Genomic DNA, 22648 nt, shown 5'->3' on the forward strand with positions numbered 1-22648 from the left:
GAGGCGCCACCATGGCGGTTCCCATCCTCATGCCGGCGCTCTCGCCCACCATGACCGAGGGCAATATCGCGCGCTGGCTGAAGAACGAGGGCGATAGCGTAGCGGCCGGCGAGATCATCGCCGAGATCGAGACCGACAAGGCGACCATGGAACTGGAAGCGGCCGAGGACGGCGTGCTGGGCCGTATCGTGCTGGCCGCCGGCAGCGAGGGCGTGGCCGTCAACAGCGTCATCGCCGTGTTGCTGGAGGAGGGCGAGGGGCCCGAGGCCATCGCAGCCGCGCTCGACGCGCCGTCGCCGCTGGCCGCGCCGACGGCCTCAGAGCCTGCCCCGGAGCCAGTCCCTATGCCAGCCCCTATGCCGGCTCCTGAACCAGCCTCGCCGCCGGCTACCGCGCCCGGACCGGGGGAAATCGCCTCCGGCCCGACCGTCAGCCAGACCGTGCGCGAGGCGCTGCGCGATGCCATGGCCGAGGAAATGCGCCGCGACGACACGGTTTTTTTGCTGGGCGAGGAGGTAGCCGAATACCAGGGCGCCTACAAGGTCAGCCAGGGCCTGCTGGAGGAATTCGGCGCCCGGCGCGTCATCGATACGCCGATCACCGAGCATGGCTTTGCCGGCATCGGCGTCGGCGCTGCCTATCAGGGACTCAGGCCGATCGTCGAGTTCATGACCTTCAATTTCGCCATGCAAGCCATCGATCACATCATCAATTCGGCGGCCAAGACGCTCTACATGTCGGGCGGCCAGATGCCGTGCCCCATCGTCTTCCGCGGCCCCAACGGGCCGGCCGCCCGGGTCGCCGCCCAGCATTCCCAGTGCTACGCCAGTTGGTACGCCCATTGCCCCGGCCTCAAGGTGGTGGCGCCCCACTCGGCGGCCGACGCCAAGGGACTGTTGAAAGCCGCCATCCGCGATCCCAACCCGGTGATCTTTCTGGAGAACGAGATCCTTTATGGCCGCAGCTTCGAGGTCCCCGAGAACACAGGGGAGCAGGGCGGCGACGACGGCATCATTCCGCTGGGCCTGGCGCGCATCGTGCGGCCGGGCCGCGACGTCACCATCGTCAGCTTCTCGATCTCGGTCGACCACGCCATCACGGCGGCTGAGGTGCTGGCCGGCGAGGGCATCGAGGCCGAAGTCATCGATCTGCGCACCATCAGGCCCTTGGACCTCGACACCTTGGCGGCCTCGGTGCGCAAGACCAACCGGGCCGTGACGGTGGAGGAGGGCTGGCCCACTTGCGGCGTCGGCAGCGAGCTCTCGGCGCTGCTGATGGAACACTGTTTCGACGATCTCGACGCCCCGGTGCTGCGCGTCAGCGGCGTCGACGTACCCATGCCCTACGCCGCCAACCTCGAACAACTGGCGCTGCCGCAGCCCGAGCAGGTGGTCGCGGCGGCGCGTTCCGTCTGTTATCGCTGAGCTTTCCCGGCGCAGGAGAATCTTATGCCCCTGACCATCACCATGCCGGCGCTTTCGCCCACCATGACCGAGGGCCGCATCGCGCGTTGGCTGGTCAAGGAAGGCGACAGCGTGGCGCCGGGCGACGTCATTGCCGAAATCGAGACCGACAAGGCAACCATGGAACTAGAGGCTGACGAGGAGGGCGTGGTCGGCTCCATCATGGTGGCCGAGGGCGGTGATGCCGTGCCCGTCAATACGCCCATCGCCATCATCCTGGGCGACGGCGAGAGCGCATCGGCGCCGGCGGCGCCGCAAGTTGCTCCGGCTCCGGCCCCGACCCCGGAGCCGGCTCCAGCAGCGGCCCCGGCGCCAGCACCAGCGGCCCAAGAACAGGACAAATCGGCGCCGGCCGGCGGCGGCGGGCGCATCGCCGCCAGCCCGGCGGCGCGGCGCCTGGCCAAGGAGAAGGGCCTCGAGCTCTCGGCCATTCAAGGCAGTGGCCCCGGCGGCCGCATCGTCAAAACGGACGTCGAGGCCGCCACGGCTGTTTCTCAGGCTGCAGCCGTGACTGCGGCTCCGCCGCCCAGCGCGGCCCAATCCAAGGTTTCACCGCTGGCCGGCCGCATGGCGGCCCAGGCCGGCATCGACCTGGCGACGCTGGCCGGCAGCGGTGCCGAGGGCAAGATCGTCAAGGCCGACATCGACGCGGCGCTGGCTGGCGGAACCCAGGCCGGCGCCGTCTCGGCAGCGCCCACAGCGGCCGCCCCGGCCCCGGCCCCGGCCACGGGTGACACCGAGGTGCCGCTCAGCCTGATGCGCAAGACCATCGCCCGGCGGCTCACGGAATCGAAGCAAACGGTGCCGCACTTCTACCAGATCGTCGAGTGCGACATCGAACGCCTGAACGAGCTGCTGGAAGAGCTCAACGGCCGCGAGGGCGCCGCTTACAAGCTCACCATCAACGATTTCCTGGTGCGTGCCCTGGCCTTGGCCCTGAAGGCCCAGCCCGAGGTCAACGCCAGTTGGGGCGAGACGGTAATGTTGCAGCACAACTCGGTCGACGTGGCGGTGGCGGTGGCCACCGAGGGCGGCCTGATCACGCCCATCGTCCGCCAGGCCGACCGAATGGGGCTGGCGGAGATCTCGACCGCGGTCCGCGAACTGGCCGGCCGGGCCCGCCAGGGCAAGTTGGCGCCCGAGGAATACCAGGGCGGCAGCTTCACCATTTCCAACCTCGGTATGTTCGGTATCACCGAATTCTCGGCCATCATCAACCCGCCGCAATCGGGCATCATGGCGGTTGGCGTCGGTCAACAGCGGCCCCTGGTGCGTGACGGCGCCCTGGCCATCGCTACCTTGATGACCTGCACCTTTTCCTTCGACCACCGTGTCGTCGACGGCGTCCTGGGCGCCCACTTCGCCAACGCCTTCAAGGGCTTCGTCGAAGATCCCTTGAGCATGCTGCTGTAAGCGGGAGGGGCGGGATATGGCCGAGGCCTATGATCTGGTTGTGGTGGGCGGCGGGCCGGGCGGCTACGTGGCTGCCATCCGGGCCGCCCAGTTGGGCTTGAAGACGGCGCTGGTGGAAGCCCGGGAGCTTGGCGGCGTCTGCCTCAATTGGGGTTGCATCCCGACCAAGACGCTGTTGCGGGCGGCCGAGATCCACCATCTCGGCGGCCGCCTCGAGGAATTCGGCCTCAGCGGCAGCGTCGGCTTCGATCTCGAAAAAGTCGTGGCCCGCAGCCGGGCCGTGGCCGGCCAGCTCTCGCAGGGTGTGCAGTATCTGCTGAAGAAGAACAAGGTGACGGTGATTTCCGGGTACGGCCGGCTGGCCGGAGGCGGCCGGCTGGCGGTCGAAAGCGATGCCGGGACAAGCGAAATCACCGCGCCGCACATTATTTTGGCCAGCGGCGCCCGGCCCCGCGACCTGCCGGGTCTGGCCGTCGATGGCAAGCTTATCTGGAGCTATCGCAAGGCCATGGTGCCTGATCGCCTGCCCAAATCGCTGCTGGTGGTGGGTTCGGGCGCCATCGGCATCGAATTCGCGAGCTTCTACCACGAACTCGGGGCCGAGGTGACGGTGCTCGAGGTGCTTGATCGGGTGCTGCCGGTGGAGGACGAGGAGATCTCGGCGCTCTTGCAAAAGGCCCTGGAAAAGCAGGGACTGGCAATCCACACCGGTGCTGGCCTGGAGAGCCTGACGGTCGGCGGCGACAGTGTCGCGGCGCGCTTCAAGACCGCCGACGGCTCCGCTCACGAAGCTGACTTCGAACGCGTCATCATGGCCGTTGGCATCACCGGTAATGTCGAGAACATGGGTCTCGAGGAAGCCGGCGTGAAGATCGACCGCGGCCACGTGGTGATCGATCAATGGTGCCGCACCGGGGTCGACGGCATCTACGCCATCGGCGATCTCGCGGGGCCGCCGTGGCTGGCCCACAAGGCCAGCCACGAGGGCGTGATTTGTGTCGAGAAGATCGCCGGTGTGGCCGACGTTCATCCCCTGAATACCCTGAATATTCCCGGCTGCACCTACTGCCGGCCCCAGGTCGCCAGCCTCGGCCTGAGCGAAACCGGGGCCCTGGCCGCCGGCCACCAGGTTCGCGTCGGCCGTTTTCCGCTCATCGGCAACGGCAAGGCGGTAGCGCTGGGCGAGCCCGAGGGCCTGATCAAAACTGTCTTTGACGCCACCACGGGCGAGCTTCTAGGGGCCCACATGATCGGCGCCGAGGTTACCGAGATGATTCAGGGCTTCGTCGTGGCCAAAACCTTGGAGACCACCGAGGCGGAACTGATGGCCACGGTCTTCCCCCACCCGACGATCTCGGAAGCCATGCACGAATCGGTGCTTGACGCCTTCGACCGGGCCCTACATTTCTAGGGCCCGACACGAGTTCGAGCCCCTTATGACCAAGTCCTCGCAAGCAGCCAAATCGCGGACGCCAGGCAAGCCGGATTGGATCCGGGTGCGGGCCCCGACCTCGGCTGCCTATGGCGATACCCGCCGGCTGATGCGCCGCTTGGGTCTCAACACGGTGTGCGAGGCGGCGGCCTGCCCCAACATCGGCGAATGCTGGCAACGCCGCCACGCCACGGTAATGATTCTGGGCGACATCTGCACCCGGGCCTGTGCTTTTTGCAACGTCGCCACTGGCAAACCGGGGCCGCTCGATGGCGACGAGCCCGGCCACGTCGCCGAAGCCGTGGCCGAGCTTGAGCTGCGCCACGTCGTCATCACCTCGGTCGATCGCGACGACCTCGAGGATGGCGGGGCAGGGCAGTTCGTGGCCTGCATCGAGGCCGTGCGAACCCGCTCGCCGCAAACCACGATCGAGGTGCTGACGCCCGATTTCCTGCGCAAGGCCGGCGCCCTGGAGGCGGTGGTGGCGGCCCGGCCCGACGTCTTCAACCATAACCTCGAAACCGTGCCCCGGCTCTATCCCGACATCCGGCCCGGGGCGCGCTATTTCCATTCGCTGAGGCTGCTCGACCGGGTCAAGGAGAACGACCCGGATATGTTCAGCAAATCCGGAATCATGGTGGGGCTTGGCGAAAGTCGCGGCGAGGTCCACCAGGTGATGGATGACATGCGTAGTGCCGGCGTCGACTTCATCACCATCGGCCAGTACCTGCAGCCCACACCGCGGCATGCGCCGGTACTCGATTTCGTCACCCCCGAGGAGTTCGCCGATTACCAGCGCGCGGCCTTGGGCAAGGGTTTCCTGTTGGCCTCGGCGACGCCGCTGACGCGCTCGTCCTACCATGCCGACGATGATTTCCGCGCCTTGCGCGAAGCCCGTGCCAGGCATGCCGACCCACGCTGAGAAACGCACCCTTCCCCACACGCCCGAGCAGCTTTTCGAGCTGGTAGCAGGGATCGATCGCTATCCCGAGTTCCTACCTTGGTGCAAAAGCGCCTGCATCACCAAGCGCGAAGGTGGCGTGCTGCACGCCGATATCACGGTTGGCTTCAAGCTGTTTCGCGAGAAATTCGGCTCGCGTGTGACCCTCGATCGACCTCACCGCATCGACGTTAAATATCTCACCGGACCCTTTCGCCATCTCGATAACCACTGGATCTTCCATCCCGAGCCCGAGGGCCGCTGCACCATCGAGTTCTTCATCGATTTCGAGTTCCGCTCGCGCCTCCTGCAACGCCTGATCGGGGCGCTTTTCAATGAGGCGGTGCGGCGCATGGTGCGGGCCTTCGAGGTGCGGGCCGGGCGGCTTTACGGCGTCCAGGGCCAAGTGGCGGCAAAACGCGGCCGCCTCAGGCGCCACCCCCGTCGATAGCCAGCGAGGCGTAGATGGCGGCCACCACGGCCGAATTGTAGGCGCCGTGAATGCCGACCGCGGCCCATAACGAGCCGCTGCGTTCATAGGCCAGCGCGAAGACCGCACCCAGGCAGGCCACCAGCAGCATCACCGGCAGGGGATAGTAAAAATGGCTGATGCCGAAGACCAGGGCGCTGGCTGGGATGGCGATGGCCGGCCGCCAGCGGCTGCGCATCCAGCCGTAGAGCACGCCGCGGAAGTAGATCTCTTCGCAAAACGGCGTGGCGATGCCGACCAGCAGCAGCATGCCCAAGAGCCCCGACCAGGAAAAGCCCTGGGGCGCCACGATATGGGCCACCAGGCCGCTGACCGAAAGGCCGAGCAGGCGTTCCGCCGCCTCCATCACGGCCACCAGGGCGAGGCCGGCCAAGGCGGCCAGGGCGAAATGGCGCTGGCGCAAGGGCTGTAAACCCAGGTCCGCCCAGTTGAAGCCCTTGCGCAACTGCAAGACCAGATATACCGCCGCCACGATGGCCGTCACCTGGACACTGAGGATCAGCAGCATGTGGCCCAGCGAAAGTCCCCGCAGCCGGCCCATATCCGCCACCGTCATGGCGATGACCACACTGACCACGGTGATGCCGATGGCCACGAAAATGATGATGGCGGCGGTGACCAGCAGCATGTCGTAGCCGTCGATGCGGCGCTTCGGATTTGCCTCGTGCAAGCCTGCCATGGTCATGCCCGGGTGCTTCCCGAGGCCAGGGCAGTTTGCCTTTCCAATAACATGTCGAGGGCGCTACGGACGGTTTCCAGGCGCACGTTGGTGCGCCCGATATCGCCGAATTCACAGCGCTGGTGCCGTGTCTCGAGGCCTTCGCCGGCAGCCGCCATGTGCACCAGACCGACGGGTTTGCCCGGGCCACCGCCGCCGGGGCCGGCGATGCCGGTGACGGCGACGCTGAGGCTGGCCCGGGCGCGTTCGCGCGCCCCTTCGGCCATGGCCCGGGCCACCGCTTCGTCGACGGCGCCGCGGTTGGCCAGCAGCTCGCGGTCGACACCCAGAAAGTGCTGCTTGGCGCTGTTGGCGTAGACCACGAAGCCGCCGATGACGACGTCGGAGGAGCCGGCGATCTCGGTGAGCGCACCGCCGATCAGGCCGCCGCTGCAGGATTCGGCAAACGCCACGGTTTGGCCGGCCTGACGGCAGGCCGCCAACAGGCGCTCGGCCCGATCGAGAATGTCTTTGGCATACATGATCTCAAATCCAATTTAGGGCCAAGGCCAGGACGGCCATGGCGGCCAGCGCCGCCGCCACGTCGTCGAGCATCACGCCCAGCGCGCCCGGCACCCGCCGTTCGAGCCAGCCGATGGGCCAGGGCTTGAGGATGTCGAAAAACCTAAACAGCACGAAAGCCAGGGCATACCACGCGATTTCCCGGGGCGCCAGCAGCAGCGTCAGCCATTGTCCGGCAACCTCGTCGATGACCACGGGCGAGGGATCGGGGTCGTCGCCGGCGGCGATGTAGACGCCCGAGGCCCAGCAGCCCGCCAGGAAAGCCAGCATTGCCGCCCCGGCCAGCCCGGCCGGGCCCAGCCAGCCCGCTATCAGCCAGGCCAGCGGCAGCGCCGCCAGCGAGCCCCAGGTGCCGGGCCAGCCCGGCAAGCGGCCCGAGCCCAAGCCGGTGGCGATCAACACCGCCGGGTGGCCGGGCCGCAGGCCGGGTGGAAGAGGGGTCCAAGCCATGGCGGCCTCAACCGGGCAGGCGCACCGTGGCCGTGGCCTGCACGGCAATGCCTTCGCCACGGCCGGTGAAACCCAGGCCCTCGCTGGTGGTGCCCTTGACGGCAACGCGCCCGGGTTCGATATCCAGGATTTCCACCAGCCGGGCCCGCAAGGCCTGGCGCTGGGAGGCGATCTTGGGCTGCTCGCAGATGATGGTCAGGTCGACGTGGGCCAGGCGGCCGCCGCGGGCCGCCAGGCGGGCCAAAGCGAAGCGCACGAAGGTGGCCGAATCCTCGTCCTGCCAGCGCGCCTCAGCGGGCGGAAAGTGGCTGCCGATATCGTCCTCGGCCAAGGCCGAAAGAACAGCGTCGGTTAGCGCATGCAGCGCCACGTCGGCATCGGAATGGCCGACCAGGCCGCGCTCAAAGGGCAGCGCCAGGCCGCACAGCATGACATGGTCGCCGGGGCCGAAGCGGTGGACGTCGAAGCCTGAACCCACGCGGACGTCGCCCAGGCGGGAATCCAGCAGCCGGCGGGCGCGCTCCAGGTCGGCGGCCGTAGTGATCTTGAGGTTTTCATCGTCGCCCGCTACCAGGGCCACCGCCAGGCCGGCGGCCTCGGCCACGGCGGCATCGTCGGTGAAGTCGGGGCCAACTGACTTAGCGGCCGCCCGGTGGGCCGCCAGGATCTCGGGATAAGCGAAACCCTGGGGCGTCTGGGCCCGCCACAGGCCGGCCCGCTCCAGGGTGCCGGCGATATCGCCGGAGGGCGCCTGGCGCTTCAGGGTGTCGGCCAGCGGCAAAGCGGCGATGGCGCCGGGGCCACGGTCAAGGGCCGTCAGCACCCGGTCGATCAGTGTGGCCGCCACGAAAGGCCGGGCGGCGTCGTGGATCAGCACCCGATCGGGATCCAAATCGGCCAGGCTCTCGAGCCCCAGACGCACCGATTCCTGGCGGCTGGTGCCGCCGCTTACCGGCTCCAGCAAGTCGAGCCCGGCCACGGCGGTGCGGTAGGGTTCTTCATCGCCAGGCGCAATGACGACGCGTACCGGCCCCACGGCGGCATGCCCGGCAAAGGTGGCCGCGCTGTGGGCCAGCAGGGCGCGCCCGCCGAGTTCCAGATATTGCTTGGCCTGGGCGCCGCCGAGGCGTTGGCCCCGCCCGGCCGCCACGATCAACGCCGCCGTCGTCATGACCGCAGCCTAGCCCGATCCAGATCAAGCCGTCACGGATTCTTGAAGGCATGTGATTTCCGTCGCCCGTGTTCATACCCAAATATCTCTGTCGTGACGCGCCGGACGTGGCGGCAACAACGAGGTAACAATCGTGCGCATCTGGATGATCTTGGTCGCGGTGCTGCTGGCGGTCCCGGTGGGGGCGGCCGAAAAAGACAGCAAAAACCCCCTGAATCCCACCGGTGGCGGCCATTTCGAAGTTGTTGACCCGGCCGAGAAATTGGCCCCGGACAAGGCCGAACGGATCTATCGCCGGCTGCGGCCGCGCCTGCGGGCGGCCTATGCCCTGTCAGCCGACCGCACGGCCGGCGGCTATGCCAAGTGGCGGCGCTTCAACCGCGCGCCCTATGAATCCAAACAGCATGGCGGACGCTATCTCAGCAATTACGGCAACCAGGCCGCCCAGGCCTATGGCCGCTTCGAAAAGGCCGGCAAACTGCCGCCGGGAGCCATCATCGCCAAGGATAGCTCCTCGGTCGGCAAGGACGGCCAGGTGCTGCCGGGGCCGCTTTTCATCATGGAAAAGATGGCGCCCGGGTTCGACAAGGCGAGCGGCGACTGGCGTTACAGCCAGATCATGCCCGATGGTTCCATCCTCGGTGTCAGCAAAGGGCCGGGTGCCGAGAACGTGGGATATTGTGGGCCCTGCCACGCCCGCGTGGCCCGTCGCGACCACCTCTTTTTCATCCCCAGGGCCTATCGCCTCGGCCCTGCTGAATAGCGACCCGCCTTGAGCGCCATTGCAACGGCGTCACGACCGGCGTATTTTCTGCCTAATTATTAAGCACCCGAAGGTGTTGCCCAGGCAATGAGCGATTTCGGCCGCCCGGCCCCCATCCTGGCCCCCATCGACGTCGGCCCCGTGCGCATCAATGAACCGGTGATGCTGGCGCCCATGTCGGGTATCAGCGACTTGCCCTTCCGGCGTCTGGTCAAGCGCCAGGGCGCCGGCCTGGTGGTTTCGGAAATGATCGCCAGTCAGGCCCTGGTGCGCAATTCGCGCAAAACCTTGCGCATGCTCCAAAGTTGCGCCGAGGAATTCCCCATGGCCGTGCAACTGGCCGGCTGCGAGCCCGCGGTAATGGCCGAGGCGGCCCGCTTCAACGCCGATCGCGGCGCCGCCATCATCGACATCAACATGGGCTGCCCGGTCAAGAAAGTGGTGCGTGGCGAGGCCGGCTCGGCGCTTATGCGTGACGAGGACCTTGCCGCCCGGATCATCGCCGCCGTGGTGGCGGCGGTGGAGTTGCCGGTGACCCTGAAGATGCGCCTGGGCTGGGACGAAAACTCGCGCAACGCCCCGGAATTGGCCCGCATCGCCGAGGATCTTGGCGTCGCCATGGTGGTGGTGCACGGCCGCACGCGCCAGCAGATGTTCAGCGGCCAGGCCGACTGGCCTTTCATTTCCCGGGTCAAACAGGCGGTGACCATCCCGGTCATCGCCAATGGCGACGTGCGCAGCTACGACGACGCCGGCGAAATCTTGGCGCAATCGGGCGCCGACGGCCTGATGGTGGGCCGCGGCTGCTACGGCAAGCCCTGGCTGCCGAGCCACATCGGACATTACCTGCAGAGCGGCGAACGTTTGGCGCCACCGACCCTGGTCCAACAGCTGGCCATCTTGCAGGAGCACTACGAGGCCATACTCGAGCATTACGGCGACGCTATCGGCGTGCGCACGGCGCGCAAGCACATCGGCTGGTACACCAAGGGTCTGCCGGGCTCGGCCGCCTTTCGCGCCGAGGTCAATGGTCGCGCCGACAGCGCTTTGGTACGCCGCCTGATCGGCGACTTTTTCGCCCGCCTGCTGGATCGCCAAGCGGCATGAGCGAAGCCCTGCCCAAATCCCCGCCCGATTCCCTCGCCGAGCTCGAACTGGGCGCCGAAGCCATCGTCAATGCCTTGCCCCAGGCGGTGCTGGCGGTGGCTGCCGACGATGGCATCCGTTTCGTCAATCAGGCCGCCGAGCACTTCTTCGCGGCCGGCCGGGCGACGCTTTGCAGCCGCGGCATCGGCGATCTCTTCGCCTTCGACAGCCCCGTCGTGACGCTCATCGCCCAGGTCCGCGAACGCGGCCTCAGCGTCGTCGAATACGGCCTCGATTTGAACCTGCCGCGCCTCGGCACGCGGCCCGTCGATGTGCAGATGCAGCCCTTGGCCGAGGATCCGGACACCGTGCTGATCGCCATCCAGGAACGCACCATCGCCCAAACCATGGACCGCCAGCTCAATCACCGCGGCGCGGCACGTTCGATCGTCGCCATGGCGGCGGTGCTGGCCCACGAGGTCAAGAACCCGCTCTCGGGGATCCGCGGCGCGGCGCAACTGCTGGAACAAGGCGCGGCCGAGGAGGATCGCAACTTGACCCGCCTGATCTGCGACGAAACCGATCGCATCTGCGCTCTGGTGGATCGCATGGAGATGTTTTCCGACGACCGCCCCATCGAACGCGGCCCGGTCAACATCCACGAGGTGCTGAATCACGTGCGCGACCTGGCGGCCAGCGGTTTTGCTGCCGGCATACGCATCATCGAAAACTTCGACCCCTCGCTGCCGCTGGTGCTGGGCAACCGCGACCTGTTGATCCAGGCGCTCATCAATCTGGTCAAGAACGCCGCCGAGGCAGCGCCCTCGGGCAACGCCGAGATCATCCTGGGCACGGCCTATCGCCAGGGTGTCTGGGTGGCGGTGCCGGGGAGCCGGGACCGCCTCAACCTGCCGCTCGAGGTCAGCATCCAGGACAACGGCGAGGGCATCGCCGAGGAACTGCGGCCCCACCTTTTCGAGGCCTTTGTCTCGAGCCGCGCCACGGGCACCGGGTTGGGCCTGGCCTTGGTGGCCAAGATCGTGCGCGACCATGGCGGCCTGATTGAATTCCAGAGCCAGCCCAGGCGCACCGTATTCCGGCTCAACCTGCCGGTTATGGCGGATTCCAGGGGGGCGGAGGAAAACCATGGATAGTGCCACCATCCTGGTCGCCGACGACGATCAGGCCATCCGCACCGTGCTCGAGCAAACTTTGGGCCGGGCCGGCTACGAGGTGCGTTGCACCGGCAACGCCGCCACCTTGTGGAACTGGATCAGCGATGGTATCGGCGATTTGGTGATCACCGACGTGGTGATGCCCGACGAGAATGGCCTCGACTTGCTGCCCCGCATCAAGCGGCTGCGGGCCAAGTTGCCGGTGGTCGTCATGAGCGCCCGCAACACCATGTTCACGGCCATCACCGCGGCCGAGCGCGGCGCTTATGAATATCTTCCAAAACCTTTTGATATCAATGAATTAGTAGTAATAGTTAAACGAGCATTTGAATCTCCGCAAGGAAGCCCCAGCAGCCCCGCCGAGGACCCCGGGGATGAGCAAACGATGCCGCTGATCGGGCGCTCGCCGGCGATGCAGGAGATCTATCGCCTTTTGGGCCGGCTCATGAGTACCGACCTGACGGTGCTGATTTCCGGCGATTCCGGTACCGGCAAGGAGCTGGTGGCCCGCTCGCTGCACGATTATGGCCGCCGCCGCCACAGCCCCTTCGTGGCCGTCAACATGGCGGCGATACCCCGCGAATTGATCGAAAGCGAGCTCTTCGGCCACGAAAAAGGCGCCTTTACCGGTGCCACGGGGCGCGGCATCGGGCGTTTCTTGCAGGCCGAGGGGGGCACCCTCTTTCTCGACGAGATCGGCGACATGCCGGTCGAAGCCCAGACCCGCCTGTTGCGGGTCTTGCAGCAAGGCGAATACACCGCCGTCGGCGGCCGCCAGAACATCAAAAGCGACGTTCGCATCATCGCCGCCACCAACCGCAACCTGCGCCAGCAAGTGCGCCATGGGCTGTTCCGCGAAGACCTCTTCTATCGCCTCAACGTGGTGCCGATCCGCCTGCCCAGGCTGGCCGAACGGCCCGAGGACATTCCCGATCTGGTGCGCCACTTTCTGACCAAGGCGGCGGCCGAAGGTCTGGGGGAAAAGGTGCTCGACGGCCTGGCCATGGAAAAGCTGCAGGCCTACGCCTGGCCGGGCAACGTGCGTGAGCTGGAAAACCTGGTGCGTCGCCTGACAGCGCTTTATTCCGAGGAACTGATCGGGCCCCAGGTGATTACAGCCGAACTGGCCGAGGCGCGCCACCACGGCGCCGACCCCGACGGCGCCGCCGGGGACAGCCTGGGGGCCGCCGTGGAAAGCCATTTGAGCCGCTATTTCTCGGCCCATGCGGACGCTCTGCCGCCCACCGGGCTCTATCAGAGGGTGCTACGGGAAGTAGAGAGGCCGCTAATCGCGCTCAGCCTGACGGCGACCCGGGGTAACCAGCTACAAGCCGCCAAACTGCTGGGCCTCAATCGCAATACTTTGCGCAAGAAAATCCGCGAGTTCGATATTCCACTGTCCCGTGGCGTTGAGTGATGCACATTTGCAACAATATGGTATGATTGCGTGACTTTAGGGCATCGATAGCGATTGCCAGCGTCACACACGAACGTCAGAAGCAGCCATGTCCTCCAGCGTTCAGCCGCCGCCAGGCTTCTTGCTCAGCCGACTCAGCCAATGGGTCCAGCGCCTGGCGCTGGGCCGCAAGCTCGCGGTTACGCTGGCGCTGGCGGCCGTGGGTTTCGCCGTCATCACCTATGTCGCCCTGACGGGCTCGCTGACGGCGCTCGATCCCGGAGCCGGAACGGTTCGGGTGCTGCAGCTCATCGACATCGTGCTGGCGCTCAGTCTGGGGGCGCTGGTGGCGGTGCGGCTGGTGCGGCTGTGGCTGGAACGGCGCCGCGGCGGTGTCGGCTCGCGTTTGCGCACCAATCTGGTGGGGCTTTTCAGCATCGTTGCCGTCGCTCCGGCCATCGTCGTCGCCGTCTTGGCCGCCATGTTCTTCGAGCTCGGTGTGCAGACCTGGTTCGACGATCGCGTGCGCACGGCATTGCACGAATCGGTCGAGGTGGCGCGGGCTTACACCGAAGAGCACCAAAAGGGCATTTTCGGCGACGCCCTGGTGATCGCCAATGAGCTCAACCGGGCCGAAAGCCGGCTATTGCGCAACCCGGCCCGCTTCCGCCAACTGGTGGCGGCCTTGGCCGGGCTGCGCTCGCTGGCCGAGGTCGTGGTCTTCCAACGTGACGGCCGCGTACTGGCGCGGTCGCGCCTTTCCTTCACCACGCCGCTCGACATCGTGCCCGACGACGCCTATGAAAAAACCGCCAAGGGCGCCGTCGTCATGTTGCCAGGCAGCGGCGACGACCGGGTGCGGGCGCTGGTCCGCCTCGACCGCATCGCCAACGGCTATCTTTACGTCGCCCGCTACATCGACCCCCAGGTTCTGGACCACGTCTCCCGCACCAAGGGGGCGGTGGCGCTTTATGAGCGTATGGACCGCGAGCGCTGGGAAGTCACTTTCGCCTACGCCTACATCTTTTTCGTCGCCGTATTGCTGTTGCTGCTGGCGGCGGTGTGGTTTGCCCTGTCGCTGGCGACCCGCCTGATCGGCCCGGTTTCCGATCTGGTCGACGCCGCCGGCAAGGTGCGTGACGGTGACCTTACGGTGCGCGTTTCGGAGGGCCCGCAGAGCGATGAGATCTCCACCCTCAGCCGGGCCTTCAATCGCATGACCGGACAGCTTTCCGAGCAGCGTCGTGAACTGGTCGATGCCAACCAGCAGCTCGACGAGCGCCGCCGCTTCACCGAGACCGTGCTGTCGGGCGTCTCGGCCGGTGTCATCAGCCTCGATACCGAGGGCCGCATCACGCTGCCCAACCGCTCGGCCACGCAACTGCTGGAAACCGCCGCCGCCGACCTGAACGGCCGGCTGTTTTCGCAGGCCCTGCCGGAAATGGCGGAATTGCTGGCCGAGACCCGGCGCCAGCCTAATCGCGTTGCCCAGAGCCAGATCTCGGTGGTGCGCAAGGGCAACCCCCACACCCTGCTGGTCTCGATCGCCGCCGAAGGCGCCGGAGCCGACCTCTCGGGCTTCGTGGTCACCTTCGACGACATCACCGAACTGGTCTCGGCCCAACGCACCGCCGCCTGGGCCGACATCGCACGGCGCATCGCCCACGAGATCAAGAACCCGCTGACGCCGATCCAACTGGCGGCCGAGAGGCTGCGGCGCAAATACGGCGGCGAAGTCCAAAGCGACCCCGACATCTTCAACCAGTGCACCGAAACCATCATCCGCCAAGTCGGCGATATCGGCCGCATGATCGACGAATTCTCCTCCTTCGCCCGCATGCCGGCGCCCGCGTTCGAGACCGAGAACCTGCCTGACCTGGCCCAGCAGGCGCTCTTTCTGCAACAAGCGGCACATCCCGAAATCAACTATCGCAGTTTCCTCGACGGCCAATCGATGAGGCTATCGTGCGACCGTCGCCAAGTCGCCCAGGCGCTCACCAATCTGCTGCAGAACTCGGCCGATTCCATCGAGGAGAGGGCGCGGCGCAACGGCACTCCGGTGGCCGGCGAGATTGAGCTTAAGCTCGAGGAAAGCGCGGGCCGCATTGCCGTCGAAGTCATCGACGACGGCATCGGGCTGCCGCTGGAGCAGCGCGGCCGGCTGATGGAGCCCTATGTCACCACCCGCGACAAGGGTACCGGCCTGGGCCTGGCCATCGTGCGCAAGATCATGGAAGACCATGGCGGCCAGTTGGCGCTGGAGGACCGCAGCACAGGGGGCGGGCAGGGGGCTCGGGCGCGGCTCACCTTCTACCGCGATGGCGTGGCCGAAGAACCGCCCGCCGCCACCCCCCCGCAGCCCGGCAAGGTGGCCGTCCATGGCGCATGACATCCTGGTCATCGACGACGAAGCGGACATCCGGGAGCTGATTTCCGGCATTCTGGCCGATGAGGGTTTTGAGACCCGGGTGGCCGGCGACAGTTGCACGGCGCTGGACGAGATTGGCGCCCGGCGTCCCTCGCTCCTGGTGCTCGACATCTGGCTGCAAGGCAGCAAGATGGACGGCCTTGAATTTCTCGACCTGGTCAACGCCGAGCACCCCGACCTGCCGGTGGTCATCATCAGCGGTCACGGCAATATCGAGACCGCGGTGTCAGCCATCAAGCGCGGCGCCTACGATTACGTCGAGAAACCTTTCAAGGCCGACCGCCTGATCACCATCGTGGCCCGTGCCATCGAGGCCGCGGAACTGCGCCGCGAGAACCGCGAGCTCAGATTGCGGGCCGGCCAGGCCAACGAGCTGATCGGCCGCTCGCCACCGCTGGTGGCGCTGCGCCAGGCCATCGAAAAGGTGGCGCCGACCGGATCGCGGGTCCTGATCACCGGTCCGGCGGGCGCCGGCAAGGAGGTGGCGGCGCGCATCCTGCACGGCCTCTCACGCCGCGCCGAGGGACCCTTCGTGGTGCTCAACGCCGCGGCCATGGCACCGGAGCGCATGGAGGTCGAGCTCTTCGGCATCGAAGCCACGGAATCCACAGGATCCACAAAATCCAAAGGCCCGCAGGCGGTGCGCAACGTCGGCACCTTCGAGCAGGCCCATGGCGGCACCCTGTTTATCGACGAGGTTGCCGACATGCCGCTGGAGACCCAGGCCAAGATCCTGAGGGTGCTGCAGGACCAGACCTTCGAACGAGTCGGCGGCAGCGCCACGATCGTGGTCGACGTGCGCGTGGTCAGCGCCTCGACCCGGGATCTGATGGCGGGGATTGCCGAGGGCGCCTTTCGCGAGGATCTTTTTCACCGCCTCAACGTGGTGCCCATCAAGGTGCCGGCCCTGAAGCAGCGCCGCGAGGACGTACCGCTCTTGTTCGACCACTTCATGCGCCACATGGCCGATGCCGCCGGCCGGCCGCCGCGGGGCATAGCCGACGACGCCATGAGCGTGCTGCAGGCCCACGACTGGCCGGGCAATGTGCGTGAGTTCAAGAACCTGGTCGAACGCCTGCTGATCATGGCTCCCGGCGACCCGCGCAGCCCAATCCGGGCCGACATGCTGCCACCGGAACTTGGTGCCTTGCCGCTTGACGGCGTACGGCGCGGCGATAGCGATGCCGATTTCATGTCCCTGCCGCTGCGCGAGGCCCGCGAGGTCTTCGAACGTGAATACCTCAGCGCCCAGATCACCCGCTTCGGGGGCAACGTCTCGCGCACCGCCGGCTTCGTTGGCATGGAGCGCTCGGCGCTGCATCGCAAGCTCAAGGCACTGGGCGTCGGTGGCACCGATCGGCCGCAGGAATTGGGCGGCTAAAACCGGTCAAGACTGATCCCGGCGATTGTTATCATTCCCGAAATGCTATAGTCCCCAGCCACGGAGAGCCGGGTAGGGTTCAATGAAAGTCATTGTCTGCGGTGCCGGTCAGGTCGGCTTCAACATCGCCCGCCACTTGGCCGGCGAGCAAAACGATGTCACCGTCATCGACCAGTCGCCGGAACTGATCAAGAAAGTGGGCGACCAGCTTGACGTCCAGGCCAGGATCGGCCATGCCGCGCGGCCCGACGTGCTTGATGCCGCCGGCGCCGCCACGGCCGACATGATCGTCGCCGTGACCTTCGCCGACGAGGTCAACATGGTGGCCTGCCAGGTGGCCCACGCGCTCTTCAACGTACCCACCAAGATCGCCCGGGTGCGGGCCCAGGCCTATCTGCAACCCATGTGGCAGGACCTGTTTTCCCGCGAACACCTGCCCATCGACGTCATCATTTCGCCCGAAATCGAGATCGCCCGGGCCGTGCTCAGGCGCCTCCAGGTGCCGGGCGCCATCGACATGACGCCTTTTGCCGACGATCGCGTGCGCATGATCGCGGTGCGGCTGGACGAGGATTGCCCCATCATCGACACGCCGCTCAGGCAGTTGACCGAGCTCTTTCCCGATCTTCACATCCGGGTGGTCGGCATGATCCGCCGGGGCAAGGTCATCGTGCCCGGCGGCAACGACGAAATGGAGATCGGCGATGAGGTCTATTTCGCCGTCGACACCGAACACGTCAGCCGCGCCATGGCCGCCTTCGGCCACGAGGAGCGCGAGGCCCGGCGCATCATTATCGTCGGTGGCGGCAATGTCGGCCTCTTTCTGGCCCAGGAGTTGGAGGCCACCCAGCCCGGGGTGATGCTGAAACTGATCGAGGCCAGCCAGGAGCGCGCCGAGCAGGTTGCCGAGGCGCTCGGCCGCACCGTGGTGCTGCACGGCGATGCCCTGGACAGCGAAATCCTCGACGAGGCCAACGTGCGCGCCACCGAAACCATCGTTGCCGTGGCCAATGATGACGAGGCCAACATCCTGTCCTCGCTGCTGGCCAAGCGCGAAGGCTGCCAACGTGCTGTGACGCTGGTCAACGACGCCAGCTACGGCCCGCTGATGACTTCGCTGGGCATCGATGTTGTGGTCAACCCCCGGGCCATTACCGTCTCGCGCATCCTGCAGCACGTCCGTCGGGGCCGCATCCGGGACGTCTATTCGCTGCCCGACGGCGTCGCCGAGGTGCTCGAGGCCGAAGCCATGGAGACCTCGACCCTGATCGGCAAGACGATCAGCGAGTCCAACCTGCCGGCCGGCGTCATAATCGGCGCCCTGGTGCGCGGCGACGAGGTCATCATCCCCCGCGGCGACACCATCATCGAGCCCCATGACCGGGTCATCATCTTTACCATTGCCGACATGGTGAAGAAGGTGGAGAAGATGTTCTCGGTGCGCCTGGAATACTTCTAGGCGCCGAACGAGACACGGCCCGAGCGACATTGGCCGCCATGTATTTCGCCTCCGCCTTCTACACCCTGGGCAGCGTGCTGCTGGCCTTTGCCGCCACCATGGTACTGCCGGCCTTGGTGGCCTTCGGCTATGGCGAGGTCGACCAGGGCTGGACTTTCCTCGGCGCGCTGGGACTGACGGTGTTTGCCGGCGGCGCCCTGATCATCGCCACCCAGGGAGAGAGGCCGTTGCCCAGGCGGCGGGAAGTCTTTTTCATGGCCTTCCTGATCTGGCTGCTGGTGCCCGCCTTCGGGGCCCTGCCGTTCTATTTCATCGCCGTCGTGCCGAGTTTCACGGACGCCTATTTCGAGGCCGTTTCAGGTTTCACCACGACCGGTGCCACGGTGCTCAGTCAGCTCGAGATCATCGAGCGCAGCGTGCTGCTCTGGCGGGCCTTGCTGCAGTGGCTGGGGGGACTCAGTGCGGTGCTGCTGGCGATGGTGGTGCTGACGCCCTACGACGCCGGCGGCATGCAGCTTTTTCGCTCCGCCGTGCCGCACGGCGAAAGGCTCAGTGCGCCCAACCACCTGGGTCAGGCCCTGACCACCATCTGGTGGGTCTACGTCGGTCTGAGCTTGCTCTGCGCGGCGCTGCTGTGGCTTGTCGGGATGCCGGCCTTCGACGCCGTCTGTCACGCGCTGAGCACGCTGTCCACGGGCGGCTTCGGCACTCGCGACGGCTCGCTGGCGGCCTTCGCCAATCCCCTGGCGGAGAGCGTGATCGCCGTCTTCATGTTGGTCGGCGCGATCAACTTCACGCTGCACTGGGCCGTGCTCAGCGGTCGCGGCACCCGGGCGCTACGCCAGGATCCGGAACTGCCGCTGTTGCTCATCGTGGCCGGCGTTGCCGTTCTGGCCATCGTCGCGGCCCTGATGCTGGGCGGCGGCCAGGGTCCCTTGGCGGCCTTGCGCCATGGTCTTTTCGCCACGATATCGATGCTGACGACCACCGGCTATTTCAGCCAGGAGTCCGGAAACTGGCCCTTGTTCGTGCCGCTGCTGCTGCTGTCGCTGGTACTGCTGGGCGGCTGTTCGGGTTCCAGCGCCGGCGGCCTCAAGATTTTTCGCGGTTTCCTATTGCTCAAGCTTGGGCAACGCGAACTGGCCCGGCTGTCGCACCCGCACGGCGTGGTACCTGTGGCTTACGGCGGCCACGTCGTCGACGACGCCGCCAAACTGGCTGTCTGGAGCTTCTTCTTCACCTATATCTTCGGCCTGGCGCTGATGTCCCTGGTGTTGGCGGGATTGGGACTGGACCTGGCCGATGCCACCACCGCCGCCGCCGCTGCGCTCGCCAACACCGGCCCGGCGCTGGCGTTGCTGCCGGGCGCTGGGCCTTATGAAACCATGCCCGAAGCAGTCAAGTGGGTGCTGCTGGCGGGCATGCTGCTGGGCCGGCTGGAATTCTTCGTGATCTTCGTGCTGGCCAGCCCGCGGCATTGGCGCGGCTGAATAAGGGGAGGCGGGACTGAAGTGCGGGCACGTTGTGGCCGGGCCGGAATTGCACTAGGCTTGGCGCCATGGTTGCATGGCCCCAATAACACCTGCGAGAAACAAAATGGCCGCCGAAAAATCAAACAATCTTCAGGACGTGTTCCTCAATCACGTCCGCAAGAACAAACTGCCGGTTACGGTTTTTCTGGTGAACGGCGTCAAGTTGCAAGGCGTCATCAGTTGGTTCGACAACTTCTGTGTCCTGTTGCGCCGCGACGGGCATGCCCAGCTGGTATACAAGCATGCCATCTCGACGGTCATGCCGGGCCAGCCGATCCAACTTTTCGAGCAAGCCGAGACCGCGGACACGGACGCTGAAGCAGACTGATCCCAAAGCTGGCCGGGCCGGACCGGCGTCGACCGCCGGCGGCCGTGTGCTGGTGCTGCATCCCGACCTGCGGCAGCGCCGGAATCGACCCCAAAACCAGTTGCGCCAGCCCCAGGCGCGGCTCGAGGAAGCTCGCGGACTGGCTGCCGCGATTGGCCTCGAGATCGTCGATAGCGCCATCGTGGGGCTGTCGCGGGCGCGGCCGGCGACGCTTTTCGGTCGCGGCAAGGTGGACGAGATCGCCAGCTTGGTCGGCGCCCTCGAGGCCGGGCTGGTGGTTGTCGACGGCCAGCTTTCGCCGATCCAGCAGCGAAACCTGGAGCGCGCCTGGTCGTGCAAGGTGATCGATCGCTCCGCTCTCATCCTGGAGATCTTCGGGGCCCGGGCCCGCACCCGGGAGGGGCGCTTGCAGGTCGAGTTGGCGGCGCTCGAGTACCAGCGCGGCCGGCTGGTGCGCTCTTGGACCCACCTCGAGCGACAGCGCGGCGGTTTCGGCTTCCTCGGCGGCCCGGGTGAGACCCAGATCGAGGCCGACCGGCGCCAGATCGCGGGCCGCCTGGCGAAAATCCGTCGCGAACTGGAGGCGGTCCGCCGCACCCGGCAGTTGCACCGCGCCAGCCGTCAGAAGGTGCCCTTTGCCGTGGCCGCCCTGGTGGGCTACACCAATGCCGGCAAGTCGACGCTGTTTAACCGCCTCACCGAAGCCCGGGTGGAGGTCGCAGATCAGCTGTTCGCCACCCTCGACCCGACCATGCGCGGCATCACCCTGCCCGGCGGCCGGCGCCTCATACTGTCCGACACCGTGGGTTTTATTTCGCAATTGCCGACCATGCTGGTGGCTGCCTTCCGGGCGACGCTCGAGGAAGTGCTCGAGGCCGACCTGATCGTCCACGTGCGCGATGTCGCCCACCCCGATGCCGAGGCCCAAAAAGAGGACGTAATCAAGGTTCTGCGTGAGCTGGGTATCGGCGAGGACGATGAACGCCCGCTCATCGAGGTTCTGAACAAAACCGACCTGCTGGCGCAGACAGAAGTACAGCGGTGGCAAAACCATAGCCGGGAGCGGGCCGGGCAGGTGGCGCTGTCGGCGCTCTCGGGCCAGGGCTGCGATGACTTGCTCGGTCTTTTCGAAATTCACCTGGCGCGCCATAGCCAGATCCTGCAAGTCACGCTCGACCCCGGCGACGGGGCGACGCTGGCCTGGCTCTACCGCCACGGCGAGGTCCTCAGCCGGCACCAGATCGAGGACCGGATTCAGCTCGAGGTCGGCCTCGACGCCGCCAATATGGAACGTTTTCGCCGCCGATCCATAGTTGCCGGTTGACAGCGCCGGGAGCTTTCCATATATCCTTGGCACTCACGAACACCGAGTGCTAACAAAGCCGCCCGACCTCAGGTGGGACGGGGTGTGGGCGGATCACACAAGCTAACCAAAGACATCGGAGGTTATTGATGAGCATCAAACCTTTGCACGATCGCGTACTGGTCCGGCGCATCGACGAGGAAGAGAAGACGCCCAGCGGCATCATCATACCGGACACGGCCAAGGAAAAGCCGATGGAAGGCAAGGTGATGGCGGTAGGCAGTGGCGCCCGTGACGATGGCGGCAACATTCACGCCCTGGACGTCAAGGTCGGTGACCGCGTGCTGTTTGGCAAATGGTCGGGCACCGAGATCAAGGTTGACGGCGACGAGCTGTTGATCATGAAGGAATCCGACATCATGGGCGTACTCGCCGGTTAAGGGGATAACGAAAGATGGCAGCCAAAGAAGTAAAATTCGATGCCGAGGCACGCAATCGCCTGCTCAAGGGCGTCGACATCCTGGCCAATGCGGTCAAGGTGACGCTCGGCCCCAAGGGCCGCAACGTGGTGCTCGACAAGTCCTTCGGGGCGCCGCGCATCTCCAAGGACGGCGTCACCGTGGCCAAGGAGATCGAACTGGCCGACAAGTTCGAGAACATGGGCGCCCAGATGCTGCGCGAAGTGGCCAGCCGGACCTCGGACGAGGCCGGCGACGGCACCACCACGGCCACCGTGCTGGCCCAGTCGATCGTGCGCGAAGGCCACAAGGCGGTGGCCGCGGGCATGAACCCGATGGATCTCAAGCGCGGCATCGATCTGGCCGTCGGCACCGTCGTCGACGACGTCGTCAAGCGCTCCAAGGCGGTGCGTTCGGACGAGGAAATCGCCCAGGTCGGAACCATCTCGGCCAACGGCGACCGTGAAATCGGCGACATCATTGCCAAGGCCATGCAGCGCGTCGGCAAGGAAGGCGTGATCACCGTCGAGGAAGCCAAGGGCATGGATACCGAGCTCGAGGTGGTCGAGGGCATGCAGTTCGATCGCGGCTACCTCTCACCCTACTTCATCACCAACGCCGAGAAGATGGTGGTCGAGCTCGAGGCCCCCTACATCCTGCTGCACGAGGCCAAGCTGAGCAATCTGCAGGCCTTGCTGCCGGTACTGGAGAAGGTGGTGCAGTCGTCGCGGCCGCTGATG

Annotated in this window: 21 protein-coding genes; 17 read left to right on the top strand and 4 right to left on the bottom strand. The window is 66.3% G+C overall.

Translation table 11 applies throughout. The annotated features are described in order from the left end of the window. Positions 1-11 precede the first annotated feature (11 nt). The 5 genes from QGG75_14895 to QGG75_14915 are packed head-to-tail and all read left to right on the top strand — an operon-like array spanning position 12 to position 5699. Entirely contained in the window at positions 12-1424 is a 1413-nt protein-coding gene (locus QGG75_14895; protein MDP6068519.1) for a pyruvate dehydrogenase complex E1 component subunit beta, read from the top strand. 24 nt (positions 1425-1448) lie between these two features. Continuing rightward, entirely contained in the window at positions 1449-2876 is a 1428-nt protein-coding gene (locus QGG75_14900; GenBank protein MDP6068520.1) for a 2-oxo acid dehydrogenase subunit E2, read from the top strand. Positions 2877-2892: 16 nt separating this feature from the next. Then, entirely contained in the window at positions 2893-4287 is a 1395-nt protein-coding gene (gene lpdA / locus QGG75_14905; protein ID MDP6068521.1) for a dihydrolipoyl dehydrogenase, read from the top strand. A gap of 25 nt (positions 4288-4312) precedes the next feature. Next, on the top strand, positions 4313-5230 hold the full coding sequence (lipA, locus tag QGG75_14910) for a lipoyl synthase (GenBank protein ID MDP6068522.1): 918 nt from the start codon (positions 4313-4315) through the stop codon (positions 5228-5230). Continuing rightward, a complete protein-coding gene (locus tag QGG75_14915) occupies positions 5214-5699 on the top strand; it encodes a type II toxin-antitoxin system RatA family toxin (protein ID MDP6068523.1) in 486 nt (161 codons plus the stop codon). Before lipA ends, QGG75_14915 begins: the two co-directional genes overlap by 17 nt. Here QGG75_14915 and QGG75_14920 read toward each other — a convergent pair. Genes QGG75_14920 through QGG75_14935 form a run of 4 tightly spaced genes read right to left on the bottom strand, consistent with a single transcriptional unit; the run spans position 5677 to position 8599 of the window. Next, on the bottom strand, positions 5677-6423 hold the full coding sequence (locus tag QGG75_14920) for a CPBP family intramembrane metalloprotease (GenBank protein ID MDP6068524.1): 747 nt from the start codon (positions 6421-6423) through the stop codon (positions 5677-5679). The two genes, QGG75_14915 and QGG75_14920, sit on opposite strands and share 23 nt — an antisense overlap. Further along, complete coding sequence (locus QGG75_14925) at positions 6420-6938, bottom strand: CinA family protein (protein MDP6068525.1); 519 nt, start codon at positions 6936-6938, stop codon at positions 6420-6422. Before QGG75_14925 ends, QGG75_14920 begins: the two co-directional genes overlap by 4 nt. Positions 6939-6942: 4 nt before the next feature. Then, on the bottom strand, positions 6943-7428 hold the full coding sequence (locus tag QGG75_14930) for a phosphatidylglycerophosphatase A (GenBank protein MDP6068526.1): 486 nt from the start codon (positions 7426-7428) through the stop codon (positions 6943-6945). A 7-nt stretch (positions 7429-7435) separates the two neighbouring features. Next, a complete protein-coding gene (locus QGG75_14935) occupies positions 7436-8599 on the bottom strand; it encodes a bifunctional 2-C-methyl-D-erythritol 4-phosphate cytidylyltransferase/2-C-methyl-D-erythritol 2,4-cyclodiphosphate synthase (protein MDP6068527.1) in 1164 nt (387 codons plus the stop codon). Positions 8600-8744: 145 nt separating this feature from the next. Between QGG75_14935 and QGG75_14940 the strand changes: the two genes are divergently transcribed. From QGG75_14940 to groEL, 12 genes are all read left to right on the top strand, one after another. After that, positions 8745-9362: a cytochrome P460 family protein gene (locus QGG75_14940; protein ID MDP6068528.1), complete on the top strand. Its 618-nt coding sequence runs from the start codon at positions 8745-8747 to the stop codon at positions 9360-9362. 87 nt (positions 9363-9449) lie between these two features. Continuing rightward, on the top strand, positions 9450-10469 hold the full coding sequence (gene dusB, locus QGG75_14945) for a tRNA dihydrouridine synthase DusB (GenBank protein MDP6068529.1): 1020 nt from the start codon (positions 9450-9452) through the stop codon (positions 10467-10469). Further along, positions 10466-11602 carry an ATP-binding protein gene (locus QGG75_14950; GenBank protein ID MDP6068530.1) on the top strand — a complete coding sequence of 379 codons (1137 nt, stop codon included), beginning with the start codon at positions 10466-10468 and terminating at the stop codon, positions 11600-11602. Before dusB ends, QGG75_14950 begins: the two co-directional genes overlap by 4 nt. After that, the gene (ntrC, locus tag QGG75_14955; protein ID MDP6068531.1) at positions 11595-13040 is read left to right on the top strand and encodes a nitrogen regulation protein NR(I); all 1446 of its coding nucleotides are present in this window, start codon (positions 11595-11597) and stop codon (positions 13038-13040) included. The genes QGG75_14950 and ntrC overlap by 8 nt, the downstream gene beginning before the upstream one ends. 88 nt (positions 13041-13128) lie before the next feature. Then, positions 13129-15408 carry a PAS domain-containing sensor histidine kinase gene (locus QGG75_14960; GenBank protein MDP6068532.1) on the top strand — a complete coding sequence of 760 codons (2280 nt, stop codon included), beginning with the start codon at positions 13129-13131 and terminating at the stop codon, positions 15406-15408. Next, a complete protein-coding gene (locus tag QGG75_14965) occupies positions 15398-16828 on the top strand; it encodes a sigma-54 dependent transcriptional regulator (GenBank protein ID MDP6068533.1) in 1431 nt (476 codons plus the stop codon). Before QGG75_14960 ends, QGG75_14965 begins: the two co-directional genes overlap by 11 nt. Before the next feature lie 82 nt (positions 16829-16910). After that, positions 16911-18287: a Trk system potassium transporter TrkA gene (gene trkA, locus QGG75_14970; GenBank protein ID MDP6068534.1), complete on the top strand. Its 1377-nt coding sequence runs from the start codon at positions 16911-16913 to the stop codon at positions 18285-18287. A gap of 38 nt (positions 18288-18325) precedes the next feature. After that, complete coding sequence (locus tag QGG75_14975; GenBank protein ID MDP6068535.1) at positions 18326-19777, top strand: potassium transporter TrkG; 1452 nt, start codon at positions 18326-18328, stop codon at positions 19775-19777. A gap of 106 nt (positions 19778-19883) precedes the next feature. Then, the gene (gene hfq, locus QGG75_14980; GenBank protein ID MDP6068536.1) at positions 19884-20147 is read left to right on the top strand and encodes an RNA chaperone Hfq; all 264 of its coding nucleotides are present in this window, start codon (positions 19884-19886) and stop codon (positions 20145-20147) included. A 55-nt stretch (positions 20148-20202) separates the two neighbouring features. Continuing rightward, on the top strand, positions 20203-21471 hold the full coding sequence (gene hflX, locus QGG75_14985; protein MDP6068537.1) for a GTPase HflX: 1269 nt from the start codon (positions 20203-20205) through the stop codon (positions 21469-21471). A 128-nt stretch (positions 21472-21599) separates the two neighbouring features. After that, entirely contained in the window at positions 21600-21890 is a 291-nt protein-coding gene (locus QGG75_14990; GenBank protein MDP6068538.1) for a co-chaperone GroES, read from the top strand. Positions 21891-21904: 14 nt separating this feature from the next. After that, on the top strand, positions 21905-22648 hold a 744-nt coding region (gene groEL, locus QGG75_14995; protein ID MDP6068539.1), incomplete at its 3' end, for a chaperonin GroEL.

Source organism: Alphaproteobacteria bacterium, assembly GCA_030740435.1.
Classification (GTDB): domain Bacteria; phylum Pseudomonadota; class Alphaproteobacteria; order UBA2966; family UBA2966.

Bases quoted from the DNA above. Each gene is read 5' to 3' on its own strand.
- QGG75_14895 (MDP6068519.1), top strand. From the start codon at position 12: ATGGCGGTTCCCATCCTCATGCCGGCGCTCTCGCCCACCATGACCGAG.
- QGG75_14900 (MDP6068520.1), top strand. From the start codon at position 1,449: ATGCCCCTGACCATCACCATGCCGGCGCTTTCGCCCACCATGACCGAG.
- lpdA (MDP6068521.1), top strand. From the start codon at position 2,893: ATGGCCGAGGCCTATGATCTGGTTGTGGTGGGCGGCGGGCCGGGCGGC.
- lipA (MDP6068522.1), top strand. From the start codon at position 4,313: ATGACCAAGTCCTCGCAAGCAGCCAAATCGCGGACGCCAGGCAAGCCG.
- QGG75_14915 (MDP6068523.1), top strand. From the start codon at position 5,214: ATGCCGACCCACGCTGAGAAACGCACCCTTCCCCACACGCCCGAGCAG.
- QGG75_14920 (MDP6068524.1), bottom strand. From the start codon at position 6,423: ATGACCATGGCAGGCTTGCACGAGGCAAATCCGAAGCGCCGCATCGAC.
- QGG75_14925 (MDP6068525.1), bottom strand. From the start codon at position 6,938: ATGTATGCCAAAGACATTCTCGATCGGGCCGAGCGCCTGTTGGCGGCC.
- QGG75_14930 (MDP6068526.1), bottom strand. From the start codon at position 7,428: ATGGCTTGGACCCCTCTTCCACCCGGCCTGCGGCCCGGCCACCCGGCG.
- QGG75_14935 (MDP6068527.1), bottom strand. From the start codon at position 8,599: ATGACGACGGCGGCGTTGATCGTGGCGGCCGGGCGGGGCCAACGCCTC.
- QGG75_14940 (MDP6068528.1), top strand. From the start codon at position 8,745: ATGATCTTGGTCGCGGTGCTGCTGGCGGTCCCGGTGGGGGCGGCCGAA.
- dusB (MDP6068529.1), top strand. From the start codon at position 9,450: ATGAGCGATTTCGGCCGCCCGGCCCCCATCCTGGCCCCCATCGACGTC.
- QGG75_14950 (MDP6068530.1), top strand. From the start codon at position 10,466: ATGAGCGAAGCCCTGCCCAAATCCCCGCCCGATTCCCTCGCCGAGCTC.
- ntrC (MDP6068531.1), top strand. From the start codon at position 11,595: ATGGATAGTGCCACCATCCTGGTCGCCGACGACGATCAGGCCATCCGC.
- QGG75_14960 (MDP6068532.1), top strand. From the start codon at position 13,129: ATGTCCTCCAGCGTTCAGCCGCCGCCAGGCTTCTTGCTCAGCCGACTC.
- QGG75_14965 (MDP6068533.1), top strand. From the start codon at position 15,398: ATGGCGCATGACATCCTGGTCATCGACGACGAAGCGGACATCCGGGAG.
- trkA (MDP6068534.1), top strand. From the start codon at position 16,911: ATGAAAGTCATTGTCTGCGGTGCCGGTCAGGTCGGCTTCAACATCGCC.
- QGG75_14975 (MDP6068535.1), top strand. From the start codon at position 18,326: ATGTATTTCGCCTCCGCCTTCTACACCCTGGGCAGCGTGCTGCTGGCC.
- hfq (MDP6068536.1), top strand. From the start codon at position 19,884: ATGGCCGCCGAAAAATCAAACAATCTTCAGGACGTGTTCCTCAATCAC.
- QGG75_14990 (MDP6068538.1), top strand. From the start codon at position 21,600: ATGAGCATCAAACCTTTGCACGATCGCGTACTGGTCCGGCGCATCGAC.